The following is a 22,483-nucleotide window of genomic DNA, read 5'->3' on the forward strand; positions in this document are numbered from 1 at the left end:
AATATCTTACTAGTAAAGATTATTCATCGATTAGATTAACGATAAACAGGCTTGTATTACGCTTCATTATTGAATCAATGCTAGCATCAGATAGCTTTATTGATATAACATTTCCTTCTTTTAAGGTTAACGTACCTAAAGAGATACCATTACCATTTACATAAGCTGAATATACGGCTATCGATTGTTCTTCATCAGTATCATTTTTTAACAAAATAGTGATTGATGGTTCAATTTTATCAAATGATTTTTTCTTAAATGCTTTGATCTTATTTTGTAAGTTCTCAGATATCGCAACATAATTAAACTTACTATCACCTATTTGATATATACTTATATCCCCATCTTTTGATCCCACGGTTACGGGAATTTTAAATGCGGCTTTATTATCAAATTGTTCGCGATAGCACTCAATAAACTCTGCTTTAGGAAAAATTTTACCTATTGACGATTTTGCTTCAATTAATGATTCTGATTCTTTTCTTGAATCATTAAAGTCGTTACAACTTGCGACCTCAACATCAAGCTGTGATTCTACAATTTTTTTTACATTATTATTTAATTCACTAATATTGACTGGCGTAGTTATCTCAACTTTGCAGCCAGCTAACATCAAAAGTATTGATGCGATTACAACTGTCTTTTTCATATTTAGCCTTTTAATTAATTATTTTTTTAATTATATCGTAAAAAAAAAAAAAAATTCGAGGATATCTACATGGATAATAAAAAACTATGATTTATTTATCTATATAGGAACAGATAGTGGTTATATTGTTAGTTTGAATTGCTCGCTATTTTATTGACAATATTTGTTGCCTATTGATTGATCAGCGTAATTACTTGTTTAAAATTAGTAAATTAACAGGGTTATCAACAAGTTTGTTAAGTGTTTTTGGGGATTAAACACAAGTGAAGTTCATAATTTATTACTCAATTATAATTAAAAAGGCCACATTCACATTTAACAATGTTATGATATATATGAATTTTTAATTAGGAGATAGTATGAAATGTAAAATTTGCTTGGTTTCTATCCAGCATTTATCTAAGGCCGCTATTGCTTTTTCTGTGGGGTTTTTCTGTTTATTAGTTGGTTACGATAATATTATTGATTTCAATACTAATTACCAGTTTGTTCATAGCGTTTTATCAATGGATAAAATGGAGTCTTTTTTCTCTGGCAATCCTACGCTTGAAGCTAGATCTATAGATAATTCTAATGTTTATTTAGTTGGATATTGGCTTATTATTGTCGGTGAGATTATTACTGGTTTAGTTTGTATGTTTGGCTCAATTTATATGTTTGCTTCGATTAATAAGAAAAGATTTGTTAATGGGCAAGTTATCTATTTAGTTGGTGCAACATTTGCGGTTCTATTATGGTATTTTGGTTTTGGTGTCATTGGTGGTGAGTATTTCTCAATGTGGGCTAATCAAATGAATGGGCAAATGAAAGCCTATACGTTTGCAACGTTTATTTTAATAACGGCTATTTATGTGTATATGCCAGAACTAAAAAAAATGCCAACCACTGATTCACCAACGAATTAGAATAATAAATCAAGCATATACTAAATGTAATAAAGTAATTTAATCAATTTTAGAATAAAAAAAGCTCGCTGAAAGCGAGCTTTTTTATGGTATTTATGAGCTAAATTTATTTACTGCCATACTCTTTAATAATTTCTTCAGCAGTTTTACCACCTAATTTAGATTTTAATAAACTAAGCAATTTAGCTTCGTCATCATTTGAATCTAAACTTGCAACAAAAGCAACTTTTACTATTGCTTGTTGGAATGCATTTTTATCTTTGCTATCTAAAGTATCAGACATCTCTTTTACAGATTTTTGCATGGATGATTTTGACGAAAAATCAATAGTCTTACCTGAATCGCCACAACCAACTAAAACAAAGCTAACCACTAATACAGCTAGTAATTTTCTAAACATTTTTTACCCCATAGTAATATTTTGATTAAGAGGGAATGGTTTTACATCAAAATGACCTATTTTGCAATTGTTTTACCAGTTTTATTAAAATGTTATTGGTAACTGGTACCAATTAGAAAGCGTGAAAAGTGGCACTTTTCTAACAAAAGATGTTTTATCAAGAATATAAATTGATTTATTTCGTTAGGTTAGTAAACTTATGTAAATTTCAACTCTGCCATCTGGATAGTATTTTTCAAAATCAATATCATAAGCACGTATAATTTTATTATCTTGTTCTAGCGCCCAAATATGTTGCCATGTTTGATAAATTTTATCCTCATGGTCATCATTAACTTGAAATACCGCGTAGCTATCGATAGGGTTGGGCTCAATTGTGGTTGAAAAATGTTTTACTGGGTGATCAACGGCAATAGATAACGTGTAATCACCACGGTAATCATTTTGATAATGGTGATAGATAGCATAAATACAACCGGTATTATCAGCCAGTTTTGCTTGTGCATCTTGCCAAAGTGTTTTGATTTTATTGATCATATTTTCATCAGTAAAATTATTGGTTACCACCGAATTTACAGCAAAAAACATAATGCGATCCTAATAAAATAAATAACGAATTAGCTATTATATCTCTCTAGCTGATCACCTATTAGCAAATCGTGTGATTAACCCTCATCACGTATACACGCTAATTTTTAAAATTAAATACCATCAATTTGCTAGCTGCCAAAAAGCAGCAATAAGTTTTTCAGCAAGACGCCGTTTTTGAGCGCAAATCCCAATATCAAAGGGCTCGATTAAACTTGAAGACCACTCAATAATACGCTCACGGATTCTTTCTGGACTGTTTTCCATTACAACCTTTGGTAATAGTGCAACGCCACAACCTAGCGCAACCATTGATACAATAGCTTCGTGACCGGCAACGGTTGCATATATTTTAGGTGATTGTATTTTATTTTGTTTAAACCACTGATCAATTCGGTGTCGACTAGGGCCGTGATCAGGCAAAATAAACGGAATATTATGCCAATCGGGCTGTTTTTGGTGGAGTTTATCACTAAATGTACTACGTAAGCGGGGAATCAGTAGCACCATTTCAATTTCACCTATTTTAGCAAACTCTATACTTGATGGTAATTGTTTGGGGTGACCTGCAATGGCTAAATCAGCCTCATTAGATTGTATTTTACTTACCGCATCAGCTGCATCTCCAGTTGTAAGCTTTATTTCAACGAGGGGATGTAAAACACGAAACTTATCTAAAATATCAGGTAAATGACTGTATGCGGCAGTAACCGAACAAAAAAGGCTGAGTTCCCCCGTTAATTGTTGGCTAGATTTATCTAAATTTTGCTGTAACTGCTGGTAATCGGCTAATACCTGCTTGGCAAATAATTTTAACTGTAGCCCTGCATCAGTAATTTGTACCGAACGATTATCGCGAATAAAGAGTTGTTGGCTAGTGCTCTCTTCTAATCGTTGGATTAGCCTTGATAAGGTGGATGGAGTGATATGCATGGCTTTAGCGGTTAAACCAAAATGACGACTTTCACACAAGTTTAAAAAAATTTTAAGATCACGAATATCCATATTATCAACTTAACGATTATTGTTGCAATATTTGCAATGTAATGTTCTGAATATATCAATTTTAGCAATAAAAAAAATAAAGTATAGTAGCGCCATACTAATAAATCGATTAATACATCGATATTCAATTTTTATCTTCAGAGGAAAAAAAATGTCAAATTATTTTAATACATTAAGCTGGCGTGAAAAATTAGCACAGTTAGGTAAATGCCGTTTTATGGATCGTAGCGAGTTTGCGCAAGAAGCTAATTTCTTAAAAGGTAAAAAAATTGTTATTGTCGGCTGTGGTGCTCAAGGGCTAAATCAAGGCCTTAATATGCGTGATTCAGGACTTGATATTTCTTATGCATTGCGTAAAGAAGCGATTGCTGAAAAACGTGCATCATGGAAGAAAGCAACCGAAAATGGTTTTAAAGTGGGATCGTATGAAGATCTAATTCCAACGGCTGATCTCGTTATTAACTTAACACCAGATAAGCAGCATTCTGCAGTTGTAAAAGCAGTTCAACCACTCATGAAACAAGATGCTGCATTTGGTTATTCACACGGATTTAATATTGTTGAAGTGGGTGAGCAAATCCGCCCTGATATCACCGTTGTAATGGTTGCACCAAAATGCCCAGGTACAGAAGTGCGTGAAGAATATAAACGCGGTTTTGGTGTGCCAACACTTATTGCCGTTCATCCGGCAAACGATCCTAAAGGTGAGGGCCTTGCAATTGCAAAAGCATGGGCTGCTGCAACGGGTGGTCATCGTGCGGGAGTATTAGAATCTTCATTTGTTGCTGAAGTTAAATCTGACTTAATGGGTGAGCAAACAATCTTATGTGGTATGTTACAAACGGGCTCACTATTATGTTTTGATAAACTTGTTGCAGAAGGTGTTGATCCTGCTTATGCCTGTAAATTACTACAATTTGGTTGGGAAACTATCACCGAAGCCTTAAAACAAGGTGGTATTACATTAATGATGGATCGTTTATCAAATCCCGCTAAATTACGTGCTAATGCTTTAGCGCAAGAGTTAAAAGTGTTAATGTCTGATCTTTATCGTAAGCACATGGATGATATTATCTCAGGTCACTTCTCGGCAACAATGATGGCAGATTGGAATAATGATGATGTAAATCTATTAAAATGGCGAAAAGAGACGGGTGAAACTGGCTTTGAAAAAGCAGCTGAGTACCAAGGTAAGATCGACGAACAAACTTACTTTGACCAAGGCGTTGTTATGATTGCAATGGTTAAAGCAGGCGTTGAACTTGCATTTGAAGCAATGGTTGAAGCAGGTATTCTTGAAGAGTCAGCGTATTATGAATCATTGCACGAATTACCGCTAATTGCTAACACCATCGCACGTAAACGTTTATATGAAATGAACGTAGTCATTTCAGATACTGCTGAATATGGTAACTATCTATTCTCGAACGTTGCGGTGCCGTTATTAAAAGAGAAGTTTATGCCTTTACTACAAACGGGCGATTTAGGTAAAGCAATTGCAGAGGGAAGCGTTGATAATTCACAATTACGTGAAGTTAACGAATCTATTCGCAATCATCCAATTGAAAAAATCGGTCATAAACTTCGTAGCTACATGAAAGATATGAAAAAAATTAACGTAGCTGGATAATATCAATTATTCTCGTTATAATTTTGTTGTAATAGCTAATTATAGTGAAAAATAGAAGAGCGCATTTGCGCTCTTTTTTATGGCTGAAGATCTAATCTAACAGGTTTTGTTGGTTTAAAAAATACCGGCAGATAGACAACCAATATCAGATTTGCAAAGCTTCTAGATTCTTTCGGTTCTATCATCAAGGCAAATCAAGATCCAATGCACTTCATTGGCATCGTATTTTAACTGCGCCATCATATATATCGATCATTGAACGACTATTAATCAGATCGCCTTTTACCTTAATCACTTCGTTCGCTTAATAAAATCAGCGCTATTAAAGCGCTGACCAGGCTATTATTTTAACAAGCAAGCCATGATCTTTTATTAATAAAAATAGATCTAACTTTTCATTAAATAGATCTATTTTTATTTTTATTTGAATTTTATGATCTAATATTAATCTTTTTAAAAATTATATAATTATAAAAAAATAATTTGATAAAATTGTTTATTTTTTTTACAAAAATGTTATATTAATTAATAGACACAAATGTGTTAAAGGATAATGAAATGAAAAATAAGATAACGATTAGACCAGGCGATAATTGGCACTGGTATTTCGATAGTAAATATGATTGCTTAATGTTAGAAATAACAAGCGATATGATTTTTCGTTCTCGTTATCCAGCAAAAATGCTGATCCCTGATGCCTTCCAATCTAGTCAATTCTCTGTTGATGATGCGAGTGCGTATTACCAATTTTATGAAAGCTGCTCGGCACTAAATTTGAGTGAACCACAAAAAGTCGAGTTAGTCTTAAATGCCATTGTTGCCAATAATTTTTTAAAACCGCAGATGCCTAAAAGTTGGTACTTTATTCAGCAACCGATGTTATTTACACCTGCTTTTGCTGAAGTCGTGGAAGCACAAACGCAAGATAATGCTGAGCGTATTAATCTTTTAGTTGTAGAAGCAGGGAGTTCGGCCTCAGTATGCTTAATTGCACAAAATGATGTCAGTATGGTTGGCAAAACGTTTAATATTACTGATGTGGTTAAAGTGATGAACGATCGCTTAGTCTCAAAAAACAGTACCTTAATAGATAATAAAAACGATAATGATGATGAAAGTGAGTTATTAATGAAACTCTTTCATCAAGAATGTTCATAATCTTCTTTTCATCAAATAAATCCTAGCTTAATATCTTCAGTTACTAATTATAATAATCGGTATCGATTATTGTATTGCCTATGTTATACTCAAATTTTTAGATATTTAGATAATTTAATTGTATTTATACCCAAGTGAAATCAAGATGTTTGTTTTTTTAGTTTCAACTTTAGCGTCAGTATCAGCAGGATGATTAGGGCTTAGCCTCTCGCACGGGTTCAGGATGAAGTCCTGAGATCCTAAAGCTTCTAATTTTCAGCGCTATTTTCGAGCATCTTCCTTGGTCATGAGTATATTTCATTAAATACAACGGGAAAATTTAAGTTAACGAAATGAAAAACTATATTAGTTTTAATGATAACGGTGTTTTCTTAATTACCGCCCTAATCAATTCTATGATTGGTTACTGCCTATTTGGGGTAGTTGGCGTCACATTTGGCATTCTTACCGTTTTATTTGCAAATATTGTTTACCAAGCTAAAGACGACAGCGGCAATATATTTTATATGCTTTTTTTATTGTCACTAATCATTGTTGGTGGGGCAATTGGCTTTATTTTAAAACTATCAATCCCTTTTTATCTCTTTCTATTTCTACTTTCATATTTTTATTACGTTACATTTAATAAAGATGTCTATGTTGACCGAATTATTCCTTTTTTTGTTATCTTTTCGTGTATGGGCACGACTTTACCCTCGGTAAGTATTGAATTACCATTGGCTTATTTAACGGGCGTTATTGTTAGCTTATTAATGCTAACCTTACTTAAACGCAAAAAATATGACAACGCGGCATTTAAAAATGGCCTGTTTGCCAAAGGGCTATACACGAGCCCAGACCGCCTAGGATTACGCGCTTTTATCTATAGTGTTTTCTTATTTTTAAGCCTTGCTATACCTGATTATTTAGGATTATACCGAGTATATTGGGCGCCATTAACGTTTATTGTACTGCTTCGTCCACTCGAAGTTGGTATTATAAAAACCACTTTATCGCGCTTTTTGGGTAGCATTTTAGGCGCAGTATTTTTATTTTTAATGTTCCATTTTGTATTATTCAAAAACACCTATTTTGATATTGTGATCCTAGTATTTGTTATTTTCTTAATGCCAACCTTTCTAAAATTAAATTATGTACTTAAAACATTCGCCATTACTGTTTTTGTCTTATTACTACTTGAAGAAACCGAATTTTGGCACGATCCGACTTATTTATTACCTTATTCTAGGGTATATGAAACATTGATTGGTGGCAGCATTGCGATTTGTGCTAGTTTGGTTTTAAAATTAGCTCGAAAAGTAAAAATACGCTAACAATATTAAAACTTAATATATATTTGTGACCTATAAAGATGCTTGAAAATAGCGCTAAAAATTAGAAGTTTTGGGATCTCAGAACTCCTTTTAAACGCAAGCGAGAGGCTAAGCCTCTCATTACCCTGCTGATACTAATGCTAAAGTAAAAACTAAAAAATCCAGAATCTTGATTTCGCTTGGGCCTAATACCCGAATATAGACGGGTATTTGCGGTAATAATTATGATTTACGAACAAATTGTAATTTAATATGGGCGCTTTTAGGTATACAGCTACAGGCTAGAATGCGATCATTACGCCTCAATGCTGATTGGGTCATTGGCATTACGTCACCTTCTATTAAGATCATCTGACAACGGCCACAAACTCCTGTGCGGCAAGAGTAGGGAAGCGCAATACCATGTTGTTCTAGCTGTTCTAAAATAGGTTGTTGATTATTGCCAACAAAGGATGTCGATTCGATCGTAATATTGCAAGGTTGAGCTTGATTAAGATCTTGTTTGGGGAAAGATTTAATATAATTTTTAGCTGTTTTACGTTCAAGCACCTCAAGACGATCATTGATCGCGATCGTTCCGGTATTTCTGGCGATCATATTAATACCAAAATCTATTTCACCTTGTTCATCTTGCCTAAAATAACGTAATGTTTTAAGCGGCTCATTATCTGCAAAATAGTTATGAGTGGTCAAATTAACACGCGTCATCATGCAGCGGCTACATGGTTTGACCAAATCAAAAACAATATCCCCAATTTTGATTGTTTTCCAGCCATCTTCTGCAAAAGGTAACGCCCCATCAATAATAATATTGCCACGAAATTGTTCGACAGTTAGCTTTTGTGGGCATTGCTGCTGTAAATAATTAAATGAGGCTTGATTAATCAATAAATACGGATAACCATCAGCAAAGCCAAGTGGTGTATTAGGAAAACGCCTTACCCTTCGATCGGTTTGTTTACCTATCCAACGTAGCTGAACATCTTTTTGTAAAAATTCGCTTAAAAAACGGTTCACATTAATTGAGGCAATATAGGCGCTAAACTGATTGCCCCAAACCTGCGTCGGCTCACTTGTTATTGAAAAATCATGATAATTGACTTGCACGCTTTTTTGTTGATCAAGCGTAATTAAAATACCTTGATCGTTTATGGTCGTACTTAATTGCAACAATTGCGGTGTTTCGCGCGCAGTGATAAATGAGCCATCAGGTTCACAAACCATAAAAATACGATCATAGTTAAGGCCACATGGAAGCACTTCACTTGCTTTTAACGCAATACCTTGCATCGATTTTACTGGGTGAATATAGAGTTGATTTACAAAAACCATAATGCTCACAAAAAGACAAAATCAAAGCGCTATTATAACTTGAATTATGCGTAAGATATACGGCCAATATTTTAATTACAGCCCCTTGTTATAACCTTATCTAAGGTATTTTTGATTAATAAAATAGATATGGTTTTACATCTTTTTTGATTAAGTCATAGACATAGCACTTATTTTAGTGTAAATTGCTTGAATCTCACATGGGATTCCTCTCTATTTATCCACCATGGTTGAATAATTTTAGTGCTCAGCATTAGTGGAAAATATAATATTACTAATAAATAGTATCGGCGTTTGTTATAATTTGTATTACATTAAAGAGATGACATTTAAAATTACTCAGTGTGCTTATTAATATTTATAGATTTGCACAAATATAAACAAAAAATGAATTATGCATATCAACATCATCCTCAAGAACCTATTAAATTATGAATCTAACTGAACTAAAAACGAAACCTGTCTCTGAGCTTGTCGCGCTTGGCGAAAAAACAATGGGGCTTGAAAATTTAGCCCGTCTACGTAAACAAGATATTATTTTTGCTATTTTAAAACAGCATGCTAAAAGTGGTGAAGACATTTTTGGTGATGGCGTTCTTGAAATTTTGCAAGACGGCTTTGGCTTTTTGCGCTCAGCAGATAGTTCTTATTTAGCGGGTCCTGATGATATTTATGTCTCGCCAAGCCAAATTAGACGATTTAATTTAAGAACGGGTGATACGATATCTGGCAAGATAAGACCACCTAAAGAAGGTGAACGTTATTTTGCTTTATTAAAAGTTAATGAAGTTAACCACGATAAACCTGAAGATGCCCGCAACAAAATTCTATTTGAAAACTTAACGCCTTTACATGCTAATTCAAGACTTCGTATGGAACGTGGTAACGGTTCTACTGAAGATTTAACCACGCGAGTATTAGATCTAGCTTCACCAATTGGTAAAGGTCAACGTGGTTTGATTGTTGCGCCACCTAAAGCGGGTAAAACGATGTTGCTACAAAATATCGCACAAAGCCTAGCTATGAAATATCCGGAATGTGTATTAATGGTACTACTTATTGACGAGCGTCCTGAAGAAGTTACCGAAATGCAGCGTTTAGTAAAAGGTGAGGTTATCGCTTCAACATTTGATGAACCCGCTGCTCGTCACGTACAAGTTGCTGAAATGGTGATTGAGCGTGCTAAGCGTCTTGTTGAACATAAAAAAGATGTGATCATATTACTTGATTCAATCACACGTTTAGCTCGTGCATACAATACCGTTGTGCCAGCGTCAGGTAAAATCTTAACCGGTGGCGTTGATGCTAACGCGTTACATCGACCAAAACGCTTCTTTGGTGCCGCGCGTAATGTTGAAGAAGGCGGTAGCTTAACCATTATTGCAACGGCATTAGTTGATACTGGCTCAAAAATGGATGAAGTTATTTACGAAGAGTTTAAAGGTACTGGTAATATGGAACTACAGCTTTCACGTAAAATTGCTGAGCGCCGTGTATTCCCAGCTATTGACTTTAATCGTTCAGGTACACGTAAAGAAGAGTTAATGACCTCGCCTGATGAACTACAAAAAATGTGGATTTTACGTAAAATTCTTAACCCAATGGGCGAAATTGATGCGATGGAATTCTTAATTGACAAATTATCAATGACAAAAACGAATGAAGAGTTTTTTGACATGATGAAACGTTCATAAGTGTTATCGATTAAAAAAAGAGTTAATTACTTAACTAACTGATTATTATTGATAAAAAAAAGCTGCTTAATTTAAGCGGCTTTTTTTATTTATTTAAATATGGTTTAATAACCAAGTTAGTTTATCAACTATTCGCTATATTGAGCTAAAAGGAAGAGGATTAAAATGTCTAAACAAGAAATTGGTGTCATTGGTATGGCAGTTATGGGACGTAATTTAGCGTTAAACATCGAAAGTAGAGGCTACAGCGTTTCGATTTATAATCGTTCTAAAGACAAAACTGATGAAGTCGTCGCCGAGCATCCAGGTAAAAAATTGGTACCTTATTATTCGTTAAAAGATTTTGTTGATTCGCTTGAAAAACCTCGTCGCGTATTAATCATGGTACAAGCAGGTAAAGGCACTGATGCGGTTATTGATGAACTTCGTCCTTTATTAGATAAAGGCGATATCATTATTGATGGTGGTAATGCTTATTTTGAAGATACAATCCGTCGCAATAAAGCGTTATCAGATGCTGGATTTAACTTTATTGGTACTGGTGTGTCGGGCGGTGAAGAAGGCGCATTAAAAGGGCCTTCAATTATGCCTGGTGGTCAAAAAGAAGCCTATCAATTAGTTGCGCCAATTTTAGAAAAAATCGCGGCTAAAGTAAATGGTGAACCTTGCGTTGCCTATATTGGTGCTAATGGCGCAGGTCATTATGTCAAAATGGCACATAACGGCATTGAATATGGCGATATGCAGCTTATTGCTGAAAGCTATTCACTACTTAAACACGGTGTAGGGCTTTCTAATGATGAACTTGCAAATGTTTTCACTCAGTGGAATGAGGGCGAACTTAATAGCTACTTAATCGAAATTACCGCCGATATCTTTAAATATAAAGAGCCATCAGGTGAATATTTAGTCGATGTTATTGTTGATGCGGCGGGCAATAAAGGTACGGGTAAATGGACGAGCCAAAGTGCATTAGATTTAGGTGAACCATTATCATTAATCACTGAATCCGTATTTGCGCGTTATTTATCTGCAATTAAAGATCAGCGCGTTGCTGCTTCAAAAGTCTTAAGTGGCCCTAAAGTTAAGGTTGAAGGCGATAAAGCAGAGCTAATTGAAAAAGTCCGTAAGGCCCTTTACATGGGTAAAATTATCTCTTATGCACAAGGCTTTGCGCAGTTAAAAGCAGCTTCTGAGCAGTATAATTGGGACCTTAACTATGCTGAAATTGCTAAGATCTTTAGAGCAGGTTGCATTATTCGTGCCCAGTTCCTACAAAAAATTACTGATGCATATATCGAAAACCAACAGGTTGATAACTTATTATTAACGCCATACTTTAAACAAACCGTTGAAGCTTATCAACAATCATTACGTGATGTGGTTTCACTTGCGGTGCAAAATGGTATTCCGGTGCCAACATTATCGGCAGCTATTGCTTATTATGATAGTTATCGAAGTGCGGTATTACCGGCTAATTTAATTCAAGCTCAGCGTGATTATTTTGGTGCACATACTTATAAGCGTACCGATAAAGAAGGCGTATTCCATACTGATTGGATGGGCATTGAAGGTAAAAAGTAGTCAGTAAACTTGGCATTTAATAGGCGGTGAATACCGCCTTTTTTACATCAGAATATAACCTTACAACAAAAAAATAACGAAACTTAGTCAGGTTTAACCAAATAATGTTTCAAGCCATTTTACGCCAAAGGCGCCGGGCGCAAGCATAACAAATGCCCAAACGGGCGCAGAAGTGATATTGGCAATATTAAATTTTAAGCTTGGCATATGCATGGCGCCGGCAATTAGCGGTACAATGGCTCGCAATGGACCAAAAAAGCGGCCAATAAATACCCCAGTTAAGCCGTAACGATGAAAAAACTGCTCAGCACGATAGACCATTTTAGGATGTTTGTTTAATGGCCATGATGAGATAATTTTTTGATGGTAGTGCTTGCCCAGCCAAAATGAAACGTAGTCGCCGACAATAGCCCCGACAGATGCGGCTAATAAAGTGGGCACAAATGGGATTAAATCTGCGCCAATTAACGCACCACAAGCAAGTAAAATAGCGGTTGCAGGAATAAGCAGTGACACAATAGCTAAGGATTCGCCAAAAGCTAATAGAAAAATAATTGGAATAGCCCATACTTGATGATCTTTAATAAAGTCCATAATCATTTGGGTAATTTCTTGTATTGACATAATTGTGCTCACTGATAGATTTTGTTTCGTAATTCAAGTCATCTATTTTACAATAAGCTGGCTTGAACGCATAAAAAAAAGTTTAAATAATTTATCAAACAAAGGTTAATGTCATGGTTGAAGTTGTTAAAACGGTTACAGTTAATAAATTTAATGATGCAACCATCGCAGCATCTAAAACCGATATGATCGCAATAGAAATGCCAGTAGCACTTGTTTATAACGGTATTTCCCACGTTGTTATGATGGCAACCCCTAAAGACTTAGTGCACTTTGCCATTGGCTTTTCATTAACCGAAGGCATCATTCAATCACCTAATGAAATCTATGGTATTGAGATTCAAACTTCAGTAAAAGGCGTTGAAGTGCATATTGAGCTTTCATCGCGCCGCTTTATGGGCTTAAAAGAAAAGCGTCGTAATCTAACTGGCCGAACGGGCTGCGGTATTTGCGGCACCGAGCAAATTGATGAAGTATGCAAATTATTACCTCAACTCCCGTTACTGTCACAAATTTCGCTAGCTAATTTTACCGGTAGCTTAAAATACCTTAAACAAGTGCAAATCGTTGGTGAACAAACCGGTTGCACCCACGCCGCCGTTTGGCTTGATTTAAATGGTGAATTTATTGCTGGCTTTGAAGATATTGGCCGCCATGTTGCGCTTGATAAACTCTTAGGTTATCGTGCCAAACAAACCAATCAACAAGGCATTATTTTGGTTTCAAGCCGTGCCAGTTATGAAATGGTACAAAAAGCAGCGAATAGCGGCGTTGAAATTTTACTTGCAGTGTCAGCCGCAACCTCAATGGCGGTTGAAATGGCACAGCAATGTAATTTAACCTTAGTTGGCTTTTTTCGAGGTGAAAAGGGCGTGATTTATAGTGGTGAAAATAGGTTAGATATTTGATTTATTTTTATTAATTAAATGCAGGCTATTTTACTGGCGAGATAAAAAAGTGCTATTCTTATCATCACTATTTTAAAATAATTAGCAATTTTAAGTAATATCTACAACTTGAAAAAAGGTAAACAGACAAGGTTGTTCATACTTAACACATTAATTATTTCAAAATAAATCGATTATCTGTTATTCTTTAAGCTCAAAATTAATAGTGCTTTATTCTTTAAAAATTATAATAAAGGAATTTGCATGGATGAAATCAACTTTGCTACTTTGCTGGGCAATAATCACTATACACTCACTATTGACCAACTAGATGCAGCAACCTCAGTTCTCGCAATCAATAGTCATGAAGCATTAAATCAACTTTGGTGTTATGAGGTGATATTTACATCGGAGAATAAGTTAATTACGATTGAATCGGTTTTATCGCAAAAAGCCTCTCTTATTTTTCAGCCTAAATCTTTACTTCAAAACATATCAAAAATTAGTTCTCTTGATAGACCTTTACAACCACGAACACTCTATGGCGTTGTGACTAAATTTAGTCAAATTGCAATAAATAAAGAGCAAGCGCAGTACTGTATTATTCTAGAGCCACGATTAGCTACATTAAAATATCATCATTACAGTGCGATTTATCAACAGCAAAGTATAGTGACAGTTGTGGAAGAAGTACTGCGTCGTCATGGCTTTACTGGGGTTGATTATCGTCTTGAACTAAAAGAAACTTACCCTACACGTGAATTTATTAGCCAATGGCAAGAGAATGATCTCGAATTTATTCAGCGAATCTTATTTGATGTAGGAATATGGTTTCGCTTTGAAAACCATTCACAACATGCCTGTGATGTAGTTGTTATTAGTGATTATGAGCAAGGGCTTGTAGATAAAGGCAATATCATCTATAAAGAACCGACAGGAACGCTCGATGGCGGAGTAGATAGTGTCTGGAATCTAACTATGCACAGTCAAACGGTGACACAATCGGTTTTAGTGCAAGATTATAATTATCGCCAAGCACAAAGTGATATGCAAACTGAGTTAAATAGTCAGCCTAAAAATATGACAACTCAAGGTATTAATTACCATTACGGAGAGCATTACAAAGTGTTGGGTGATGAACACACACCAGAAAGTGGTAAGTGGTATGCCTGTATTCGCCATCAGCAGCAAATAAGTGAACAAGTACAGATTATCGGCCATAGCAATGATTATCAATTATCGCCAGGACAAAGAATTAATATAATAGGACATCCTTTAGCTATGCAGTTACCGCAAGGGATTATTATTATTAGTATTGAAGGTAATGCAGATCGAACACAAAGTTATGCCTTAACATTTACTGCAATTGTTTTTGATGTGCTAAAACCTTATCGACCTACTCCGATATCTTGGCCACAAGTTAACGGTACAATCCCAGCAAAGGTAACTAGCCCTGACAACGATACTTATGGCTATATTGACACCCAAGGCCGCTACCGAGTGAAACTCGATTATGACTTAAAAACATGGAAAAAAGGCGAAGAGAGCTTATGGGTTCGTCTTGCCAAACCATATGCAGGGGATACCTATGGTTTTCACTTTCCGTTGATTGATGGCACTGGCGTTGCAATAGGATTTACTGGGGGCAATCCTGACCGCCCTTATATTGCTCACGCGCTACATGATAGCACTCACCTTGACCATGTAACTACCGAAAATAAACACCGTAATGTGATTCGTACTCCCGCCAATAATAAACTGCGGATGGATGATAAACGTGGGCAAGAACATATAAAGCTTGCGACGCAGTACGGCAAAAGCCAACTTAATTTAGGGCATTTAGTTGATAATGAAAAAATAAAACGTGGCGAAGGTTTTGAACTACGCACGGATGAATGGGGAGTTATTCGTGCAGGTAAAGGCGTGTATGTTACTTCTTATAAACGAGAGGGTACTGACGGAGTAAAAAAAGCAAGTTTGGACGCAGATGAAACAGTTTCATTATTAAAGACTGGATTAAGTGTATCACAACGATTATCCAAACGTTCGGCAAGCCATCTCTCCGGAAAGTTAGAAGGAAGTGATAGTTTTAACTTATTTGTTAAATATACTGCTTCTGAAACTGCTAACAACATATCTTTTACAGAGCCGAGTATGGTGCTATCGAGCCCTAAAGGTATTGCAACGGTTACTCCAGATAATATCTATCAATATGCTGAACAAAATATTTTACTGACAAGTAAACAAGATACCAATATTGCGGCTGATAAATCAGTTAATGTTAGTGCTGGTAGTGAATATAGCGTATTTGCAAAACAAGACATAAAACTATTTAGTGGAGAAGCAAAAATACAACTACAGGCACACAATGGTGATATCGAGTTAATAGCAGATAAATCACTTAAAGTCATTAGTAATGATGATAGCATTGATATTAATGCTAAAAAGGAGATAACAATTGCTTGCGGTGGTGCTTATATTCGTATTGCTAATGGCAATATTGAACTTTATGCTCCCGGTTTAATAAAACACGGCGCACAAGGGTTTCCTTTTTCAGGCCCTAAAAATATGGTACCTACACTTTATTCATTCCCAAAACAACAACCATTAGCGCCTTATCTTAAGCAGTTTATTTTAGTTGAAGATGGAACTGATAAGCCAATTATTAACCGAGAATATCAAATTTTAAATAAAAATAATCAGGTAATAACTGAAGGGAAGACCGATGCTCAAGGTAAGACTGAAATAGTTTCGACAGGTTACGAAGAAGCTGAGGTCATATTCAAATATAAAAATAATTAAAGGATAATTTTATGCCTTCAGAATCATTGAAATCAATTGTATGCCAGTGGTCAAGTAATAGTGACCAAGATATACAAACAAAAGTAAAGGCGGGCGTTAAGAAAGTAGCGGGTATTTTATTGCGAAGAATTCCTAAAAAAGGCAAGAATCCCGGTCATTATTGGATTGAAGTTGTTCATGAAGATGAAAACCAAACGGATGATTTTATCGAACAAGCAAGAATTAAGAAATTAAAGGAACAAGATATTACGACTAGTCCAATAAAACCATGCACTAAGCCGAATGGTTTTCGTGAAAGTTATGGCTGGTATCCAGAGAAAGGTGGGCTTAGTGCAGTAAACTTAATGAATCTTTTATATAGTGACGCAAGAATAATATCAGCGGATGGTTATTTAAATGGTGATTGTGAAGCAAGAAAAAAGGAAGACAAAAAACTTGATTTAACTTATCAACGCGATCGCGAAGCGGGAAGAAAGAAAAAAAATAATGAACTTTCAAGCAGACCATTTGATCCTCACCAAAATGGTCGACTTAATCCTAATAAAATTATATTTAGTACGAATCCTCACTTATTGCCAAATGATGTTAGAACAGTAGCACAAGTGCTCACTGAGATCAGAAAATTTGCACAAAATTTTAATGGTGAATGGAGTTGGAATGGTGATGGTTTTGATGAAACCAATTGTCATACTTTTTTATTTCTGTTATTAGCAAAATGCAATTTAGCTGATCCACTTTGTATTGGGGTTGATGCAGATCCACATTTTAATGATTATTATAAGTCTTTAAAAAATCGCAAGAAAATTGACGATGAGAAATTTGTTGAAAGAAAAGAATTAATGGAAAAATTGTTAAATTTATCTAAGTATAAGCAGAGCCAATATTAATGAACAAACTTATTAAGGAAACTATTAATAGATGAAAAGTTTTATAAAAATGTGGTTAGTAGTTTTTTTTATTTATACGTTTAGTTCCCTGCCTATTTTTGCGGAGATAATAATGAATGACCAAGTAGAAATTATTAAAAAATTGAAAGCACAAGCAATTGAGCCAAATAAAACCTATTTTCAATATAATTATAGTGATTTTATTAAGAGCGAAAATAGCTTGCCTAAAAAAACGCTATTTTTATCATTAACGGGCTTAGAAACAGAGCCAAGTATGTACTCTCTAGCCGTTCAAAATATTTCACAGGTTAAATTGAATGGAAATTATCAATATAATGATGTATTAGAGCGAGACAGAAATATTATCGATATATTGTATCCGACGGATGATTTTCAATTTCTTCAGGATGGGGTTTATTTTTATATTTTTGATGAGCATAATCAATTACAAAAAAAAGATACCTTTGAGGAGGTATTTGAACTGCCTTGTTATTTACGTGTTGAAAAGAAAAATGGTGTTGTAGTGAGTATTCAAAAAAGGCCTTTAGCTTCAATTACCCATTATAGTTACGATTATTGGGCAAATAACAACCTAAAGTATTCTATAGCTGAATTGTATGATAATGATCATCATATTATTTATTTCGATGAAACGTTTTTTGATGAAAGTGGTGAAATAACACACGGCACATCAAAAAACACCTTGACAGGTAAGACTCGGCTTTATTCTTATATTAGGCAAGATGGTATTGAAAAAATTGAAGATTTTTTTGATAATAAAAATATTAAGACAAATCATGTTATTTATTATCAAGAATCAGGCCGTAAAGAAAATCAGCTATTAAATGAAAAAGGGGAAGTAATTGAAATAACAAGATATAAACCTGATGACATATTCGATTTTCAAAAAGGCCTAGATGAAGTTATTCCCTACAATACGCTAATAATGGATCTTGAAAAAAGCAATAGTACACTGACTCGCGAGCTATTTAGACGAGTTTTTGAGAAAGATACGACCCCGTGGGATAATGAAGCAACCAACAGAGCTAAATTTTTAGGCATTAGCCCTAACCAAGTTTATTATCACAAATTACCTTTTCCTGAACTTTTAGATGAACGCTATAAAAATTTCCCTCATCAAGCGCCTTTAACTTTAATTGAAGCCGAAAATCAAACCCCACGAGAGGAATATAGCGATTTAATCAAAGTTGAAATTGGTGATAACTATCAGTATAAAAAAATTATTAAAGAAAAATGGCAACAATCAACTATTTCATTGCCAGTAGAACAATTTAAATCGTTAGAAAATGATATTTATTTTTTTGAAATGGATGAACAGGAAAAACTAAACGTATTAGATAGTGTTGAGCTGGCCGTTGAATTACCGAACTATATCCGAGTTGAAAAAGAGATGGGTAAAATTGTATCGATTTTAAATAAAACACGTATACAACGGCTGATAAGTGAATTTAAATACCACAATAATGACTTAGTTGGTAGCAAATTAGAAGTATTCGAAACTGACAATATGCCTAATTTGACAATAGAGACAGAATATGAAAAAGGCAATTATTTACCGTTATCTCAAATAATAAAAAATGCCCAAAATATTACAATTAGAACATTCATGCGTAGTGAAAAAAACGATTATTTAGGCACTATAGAAAAATTTAACGATCAAGGTATTAAAACTAACGATATTGAGATATCAGAAAATGGTGATGTAAAGAATAAATATCTTGATGATAAAGGCATAATAATATACAGCACCGATGAAATTGAAGATAAGGATAACCCGCAACCTTATGATGATTTGCTATTCTATTCAGATGATTTTAATATGACCCGATTACATGATTTTTAACGATACATGAAGAGTTTAAATGACATTTTTGTAAAGATGGGGCATAACATAAAATGAAAGGTGTTATTCGATTAGGCGATGCAACAAGCCATGGTGGAAAAGTGATTTCTGCCTCAACCACAATAATTGTATTTAATAAAGGCGTAGCTCGAGTGGGCGATATGGTGATATGCCCAGTTCAAGGCCATGGTGTTAATCCCATTGTAGAGGGAGATGTATTATTTACCGATAAAGGTAAAGCCGTTGCTTTTCACGGTCATAAAACAGCTTGTGGTTGCACATTGCTATCATCACTCTCTAATTTCAGTAAAAATAGTTAATGGCGATTGATTTACGTTTATTGCCAGATCCTATTATTTTAAAAAAAGGATTGTCCTGGCTATTTTGGTGCATTACTTTAATTCTATCTATTGTTCTTGGCTTTATTGCTATTGTGATAATGCAATTTAATGGCTATTTGGCATTAGGGCATATTATTATTGCTATTGTTGTTTCAATAATAAGTTGGCTTATAATGTTTTTTTTGTGGTTATATATCCGTGGATATAAGGAGTTCTATGCCGAGGCTTGGAATCGACAGTATGAAAATAAAAAGCAACAACTAATCGAGTTTGGTCAAAGGCCATTATACGTTATTTTTTACCAATTAAGCTCCGAATTTGGTCATTATAATCATGCACGGGCACTGGTAGAAGGACTCTTTTCTCTTGATGCAAAAGTTGTTAATTCTTATTATGGTACTCAAAGCCCTATAATTCATTCAAAATATCAATTTAATGACTTAAAATCCAATGATTTTTATAAAAAAATGGAGTTTTTATTCGACGGTTTAGTACCAACATTAACTGTTTTAAAGAATGAAATTTTTAGTTCAAGTCCAAAACATGTTCGTTTATTTATTGATGTTCCTATTTCTGTCGAAGATATTAAACAAATTTGGGAAAATAGATTAGGAAAAATAACCCTTTTTGATTCTTGGCAAGTCATTAACGCGAAAAAAAGTACAGTTTTTTTAGATAGTTGGTTAGATGATGAGTCCCATGATGATCATATATTGTGCTGTGTCAGTCTACATTTATTTGATTATCCCAGTTCTTATAGTTCAGAATCGATGACAAGTATGGTCTGCTTGGGCAATAATTTTATTAAAGAGAAAGCAATAATCCAATATATACAGGAAAATAAGCTATTAATAACAGCCTTGCAGCGCACTGAAACAGGCAAGGATCTTGATTATGTTTTGGAACATGCAGAACTGTGGGGCTTGTTAAACTGTGATGAAAATCAAGTTGTTAGATTATGGTTAAACATATTATCACCAGATGCAAAAGTAAAAATATTATCAAGATATGCAGAAAAAATGCTTCCTCTTGAGAATAGCCATCATGTTGACTCTATATTTGGTATTTCGGGATATTGTGATTACTGGGTAGCTCTAGTTCTTGCAATTGAATACTCGGCACATAGTGAGGGTAAACAGTTAATAATAGGTGAAAAAGAGAAAGATTTTAATGCGACTATAGTTAATAAAACGTCATTATTAATTGAAGGATGAGATTATGATGAAAATGGTAGTTGGTTGGATGTTGGTATGTTATATCGTTGCTTTCAGCTGGATAGTGCCAATTTGGTTCTCGGATGAGTCTATTTTAGTAGCTACCCCCACCAAAATACAACATACATTAACGATATTATTTATACATATTTTAATCTCCTTCTTGATTATAGTATCAATAATTGTCGTTAATCTATCTATTAATAAAGCATTTATAAAAAGAAACTATTTTGTCAAAAAATATGATGAAAAAAATTAACATAGTCACCGAATGAATGTTATAAAAGATTAATAGTTAGATTAAGCATATAGATTCAATTTAAGGTGAGGTATCAAAAATAACATCAAACTATGCAAAATCACATTTTGACCTAAAAGCCCAGCAATAACAAATTGCTAATTAAATGATTCTTTGTTCGTTATTTTTTTGTTGTAAGGTATCATTATAGTGAAAAAACGGATGTATTATTAATCAATTTTAAAGAACGTAAAAAAATAACAGCAAAATATTAACAAACTCTTTAACCATGCTAGAATAATGCCATTATACAGCTTTATATAGGTATATACGTTATATGATTGAAGCGCTGTACTTGCATTGCAAAAAGTTAACACACATCTTATTTATTATTGCCAATCCCTTATATGGCAATCTTTTCATATTTATACACAAAAAAAATTATCATTTAAACGCCGTAGTACCAAAAGCTATTTCAATTTTTCCACTAAGTAATCAAAATAATTTGATGTACGTTAAACACGTACATCTAAAAAGAGTATTTTAATGCCGTTAAATAGAACGACTAAAATGTAACAAATTGATTTATTTATAATAAAATTATATTTAGGAGATGATTATGACCACCCCTCATATTAATGCCAAAGATGATGCTTTTGCGCAAACTGTTTTGATGCCAGGTGATCCATTAAGAGCAAAATTTATTGCAGAAAATTTTTTAGATAATGCACAAGAAGTGACTAATGTTAGAGGTATGCTGGGCTTTACCGGTAGTTACAAAAATAAAAAGATTTCGGTAATGGGTCATGGCATGGGGATCCCGTCTTGCTCGATTTACACCACCGAGCTTATTAAATTTTATGGCGTTAAAAATATTATTCGCGTTGGTTCATGTGGGGCAATAAGTGCCGATGTTAACGTAGGTGATGTGGTTGTCGGGATGGGTGCTTGCACAGATTCAAAAGTGAATCGAATCCGTTTTAAAGATCATGATTTTGCTGCGATTGCTGATTTTAACTTAACGCGTAATGCGGTTGATGCGGCAGAAAAATTAGGCGTGCCAGTCAAGGTTGGTAATCTTTTTTCAGCTGACCTATTTTATAATCCCGATCCAACGATGTTTGATGTGATGGAAAAATATAATATTCTTGGTGTGGAAATGGAAGCAGCCGGTATTTATGGCGTTGCCGCTGAATTTGGCGCTAAAGCACTTGCCATTTGCACGGTATCTGATCATATTCGAACCGGCGCCGCCATGACATCAGATGAGCGGCAATTAGGCTTTAAAGATATGATAACAGTGGCATTAGAATCAGTACTACTAAACCATCATGATGATAAAAAATAGCGAATTTATTCGCTATTTTT

At 34.4% G+C, this 22,483-nt stretch carries 20 protein-coding genes; 14 read left to right on the forward strand and 6 right to left on the reverse strand.

The window, feature by feature from the left end:
* Nucleotides 1–19 precede the first annotated feature (19 nt).
* Complete coding sequence (locus tag RHO14_05925; GenBank protein ID WVD72337.1) at nt 20–649, reverse strand: hypothetical protein; 630 nt, start codon at nt 647–649, stop codon at nt 20–22.
* 359 nt (nt 650–1,008) lie between these two features.
* Here RHO14_05925 and RHO14_05930 point away from each other — a divergent pair, with 359 nt between their 5' ends.
* Nucleotides 1,009–1,554 carry a DUF2165 domain-containing protein gene (locus RHO14_05930; protein ID WVD72338.1) on the forward strand — a complete coding sequence of 182 codons (546 nt, stop codon included), beginning with the start codon at nt 1,009–1,011 and terminating at the stop codon, nt 1,552–1,554.
* A 106-nt stretch (nt 1,555–1,660) separates the two neighbouring features.
* Here RHO14_05930 and RHO14_05935 read toward each other — a convergent pair whose 3' ends face one another.
* The 3 genes from RHO14_05935 to ilvY all read right to left on the reverse strand — a co-directional run bounded on the left by RHO14_05935 (nt 1,661) and on the right by ilvY (nt 3,547).
* Nucleotides 1,661–1,954, reverse strand: a complete 294-nt coding sequence (locus tag RHO14_05935) for a hypothetical protein (GenBank protein ID WVD72339.1) — start codon at nt 1,952–1,954, stop codon at nt 1,661–1,663.
* A gap of 183 nt (nt 1,955–2,137) precedes the next feature.
* Nucleotides 2,138–2,542, reverse strand: a complete 405-nt coding sequence (locus RHO14_05940; protein ID WVD72340.1) for an effector binding domain-containing protein — start codon at nt 2,540–2,542, stop codon at nt 2,138–2,140.
* A gap of 123 nt (nt 2,543–2,665) precedes the next feature.
* Complete coding sequence (gene ilvY / locus RHO14_05945) at nt 2,666–3,547, reverse strand: HTH-type transcriptional activator IlvY (GenBank protein ID WVD72341.1); 882 nt, start codon at nt 3,545–3,547, stop codon at nt 2,666–2,668.
* A gap of 151 nt (nt 3,548–3,698) precedes the next feature.
* Between ilvY and ilvC the strand changes: the two genes are divergently transcribed.
* The 3 genes from ilvC (at nt 3,699) to RHO14_05960 (ending at nt 7,648) form a co-directional block, all read left to right on the forward strand.
* Nucleotides 3,699–5,177, forward strand: coding sequence for a ketol-acid reductoisomerase (gene ilvC, locus RHO14_05950; GenBank protein WVD72342.1), 1,479 nt, complete (start codon nt 3,699–3,701; stop codon nt 5,175–5,177).
* 558 nt (nt 5,178–5,735) lie between these two features.
* On the forward strand, nt 5,736–6,335 hold the full coding sequence (locus RHO14_05955; protein WVD72343.1) for a cell division protein ZapC: 600 nt from the start codon (nt 5,736–5,738) through the stop codon (nt 6,333–6,335).
* Nucleotides 6,336–6,667: 332 nt separating this feature from the next.
* Nucleotides 6,668–7,648, forward strand: coding sequence for an FUSC family protein (locus tag RHO14_05960; protein ID WVD72344.1), 981 nt, complete (start codon nt 6,668–6,670; stop codon nt 7,646–7,648).
* Nucleotides 7,649–7,870: 222 nt separating this feature from the next.
* On the opposite strand, the gene RHO14_05965 is transcribed toward RHO14_05960, so the two are convergent.
* Entirely contained in the window at nt 7,871–8,980 is a 1,110-nt protein-coding gene (locus RHO14_05965; GenBank protein ID WVD72345.1) for a YcbX family protein, read from the reverse strand.
* A gap of 431 nt (nt 8,981–9,411) precedes the next feature.
* On the opposite strand from RHO14_05965, the gene rho reads away from it, so the two are divergent.
* Nucleotides 9,412–10,674 carry a transcription termination factor Rho gene (gene rho, locus RHO14_05970; protein WVD72346.1) on the forward strand — a complete coding sequence of 421 codons (1,263 nt, stop codon included), beginning with the start codon at nt 9,412–9,414 and terminating at the stop codon, nt 10,672–10,674.
* Nucleotides 10,675–10,839: 165 nt separating this feature from the next.
* Complete coding sequence (gene gndA / locus RHO14_05975; protein ID WVD72347.1) at nt 10,840–12,258, forward strand: NADP-dependent phosphogluconate dehydrogenase; 1,419 nt, start codon at nt 10,840–10,842, stop codon at nt 12,256–12,258.
* Nucleotides 12,259–12,351: 93 nt separating this feature from the next.
* Here gndA and RHO14_05980 read toward each other — a convergent pair whose 3' ends face one another.
* Nucleotides 12,352–12,882 (reverse strand): DedA family protein, encoded by a 531-nt coding sequence (locus tag RHO14_05980; protein ID WVD72348.1) that lies wholly within the window; start codon nt 12,880–12,882, stop codon nt 12,352–12,354.
* 113 nt (nt 12,883–12,995) lie between these two features.
* Between RHO14_05980 and fdhD the strand changes: the two genes are divergently transcribed.
* The 8 genes from fdhD (at nt 12,996) to deoD (ending at nt 22,463) form a co-directional block, all read left to right on the forward strand.
* Nucleotides 12,996–13,790: a formate dehydrogenase accessory sulfurtransferase FdhD gene (fdhD, locus tag RHO14_05985; GenBank protein ID WVD72349.1), complete on the forward strand. Its 795-nt coding sequence runs from the start codon at nt 12,996–12,998 to the stop codon at nt 13,788–13,790.
* A gap of 243 nt (nt 13,791–14,033) precedes the next feature.
* Nucleotides 14,034–16,571: a type VI secretion system tip protein VgrG gene (vgrG, locus tag RHO14_05990; protein WVD72350.1), complete on the forward strand. Its 2,538-nt coding sequence runs from the start codon at nt 14,034–14,036 to the stop codon at nt 16,569–16,571.
* 11 nt (nt 16,572–16,582) lie between these two features.
* A complete protein-coding gene (locus tag RHO14_05995; GenBank protein ID WVD72351.1) occupies nt 16,583–17,458 on the forward strand; it encodes a hypothetical protein in 876 nt (291 codons plus the stop codon).
* Between the two features lie 112 nt (nt 17,459–17,570).
* Entirely contained in the window at nt 17,571–19,322 is a 1,752-nt protein-coding gene (locus RHO14_06000; GenBank protein WVD72352.1) for a hypothetical protein, read from the forward strand.
* A 53-nt stretch (nt 19,323–19,375) separates the two neighbouring features.
* Nucleotides 19,376–19,642 (forward strand): PAAR domain-containing protein, encoded by a 267-nt coding sequence (locus RHO14_06005; GenBank protein WVD72353.1) that lies wholly within the window; start codon nt 19,376–19,378, stop codon nt 19,640–19,642.
* Complete coding sequence (locus RHO14_06010; protein WVD72354.1) at nt 19,642–20,877, forward strand: hypothetical protein; 1,236 nt, start codon at nt 19,642–19,644, stop codon at nt 20,875–20,877. The genes RHO14_06005 and RHO14_06010 overlap by 1 nt, the downstream gene beginning before the upstream one ends.
* A gap of 4 nt (nt 20,878–20,881) precedes the next feature.
* The gene (locus RHO14_06015; protein WVD72355.1) at nt 20,882–21,136 is read left to right on the forward strand and encodes a hypothetical protein; all 255 of its coding nucleotides are present in this window, start codon (nt 20,882–20,884) and stop codon (nt 21,134–21,136) included.
* A gap of 598 nt (nt 21,137–21,734) precedes the next feature.
* Entirely contained in the window at nt 21,735–22,463 is a 729-nt protein-coding gene (gene deoD / locus RHO14_06020; protein ID WVD72356.1) for a purine-nucleoside phosphorylase, read from the forward strand.
* Nucleotides 22,464–22,483: the final 20 nt, after the last annotated feature.

It is taken from the genome of Orbaceae bacterium lpD04 (assembly GCA_036251935.1).
Lineage (GTDB): Bacteria > Pseudomonadota > Gammaproteobacteria > Enterobacterales > Orbaceae > Orbus > Orbus wheelerorum.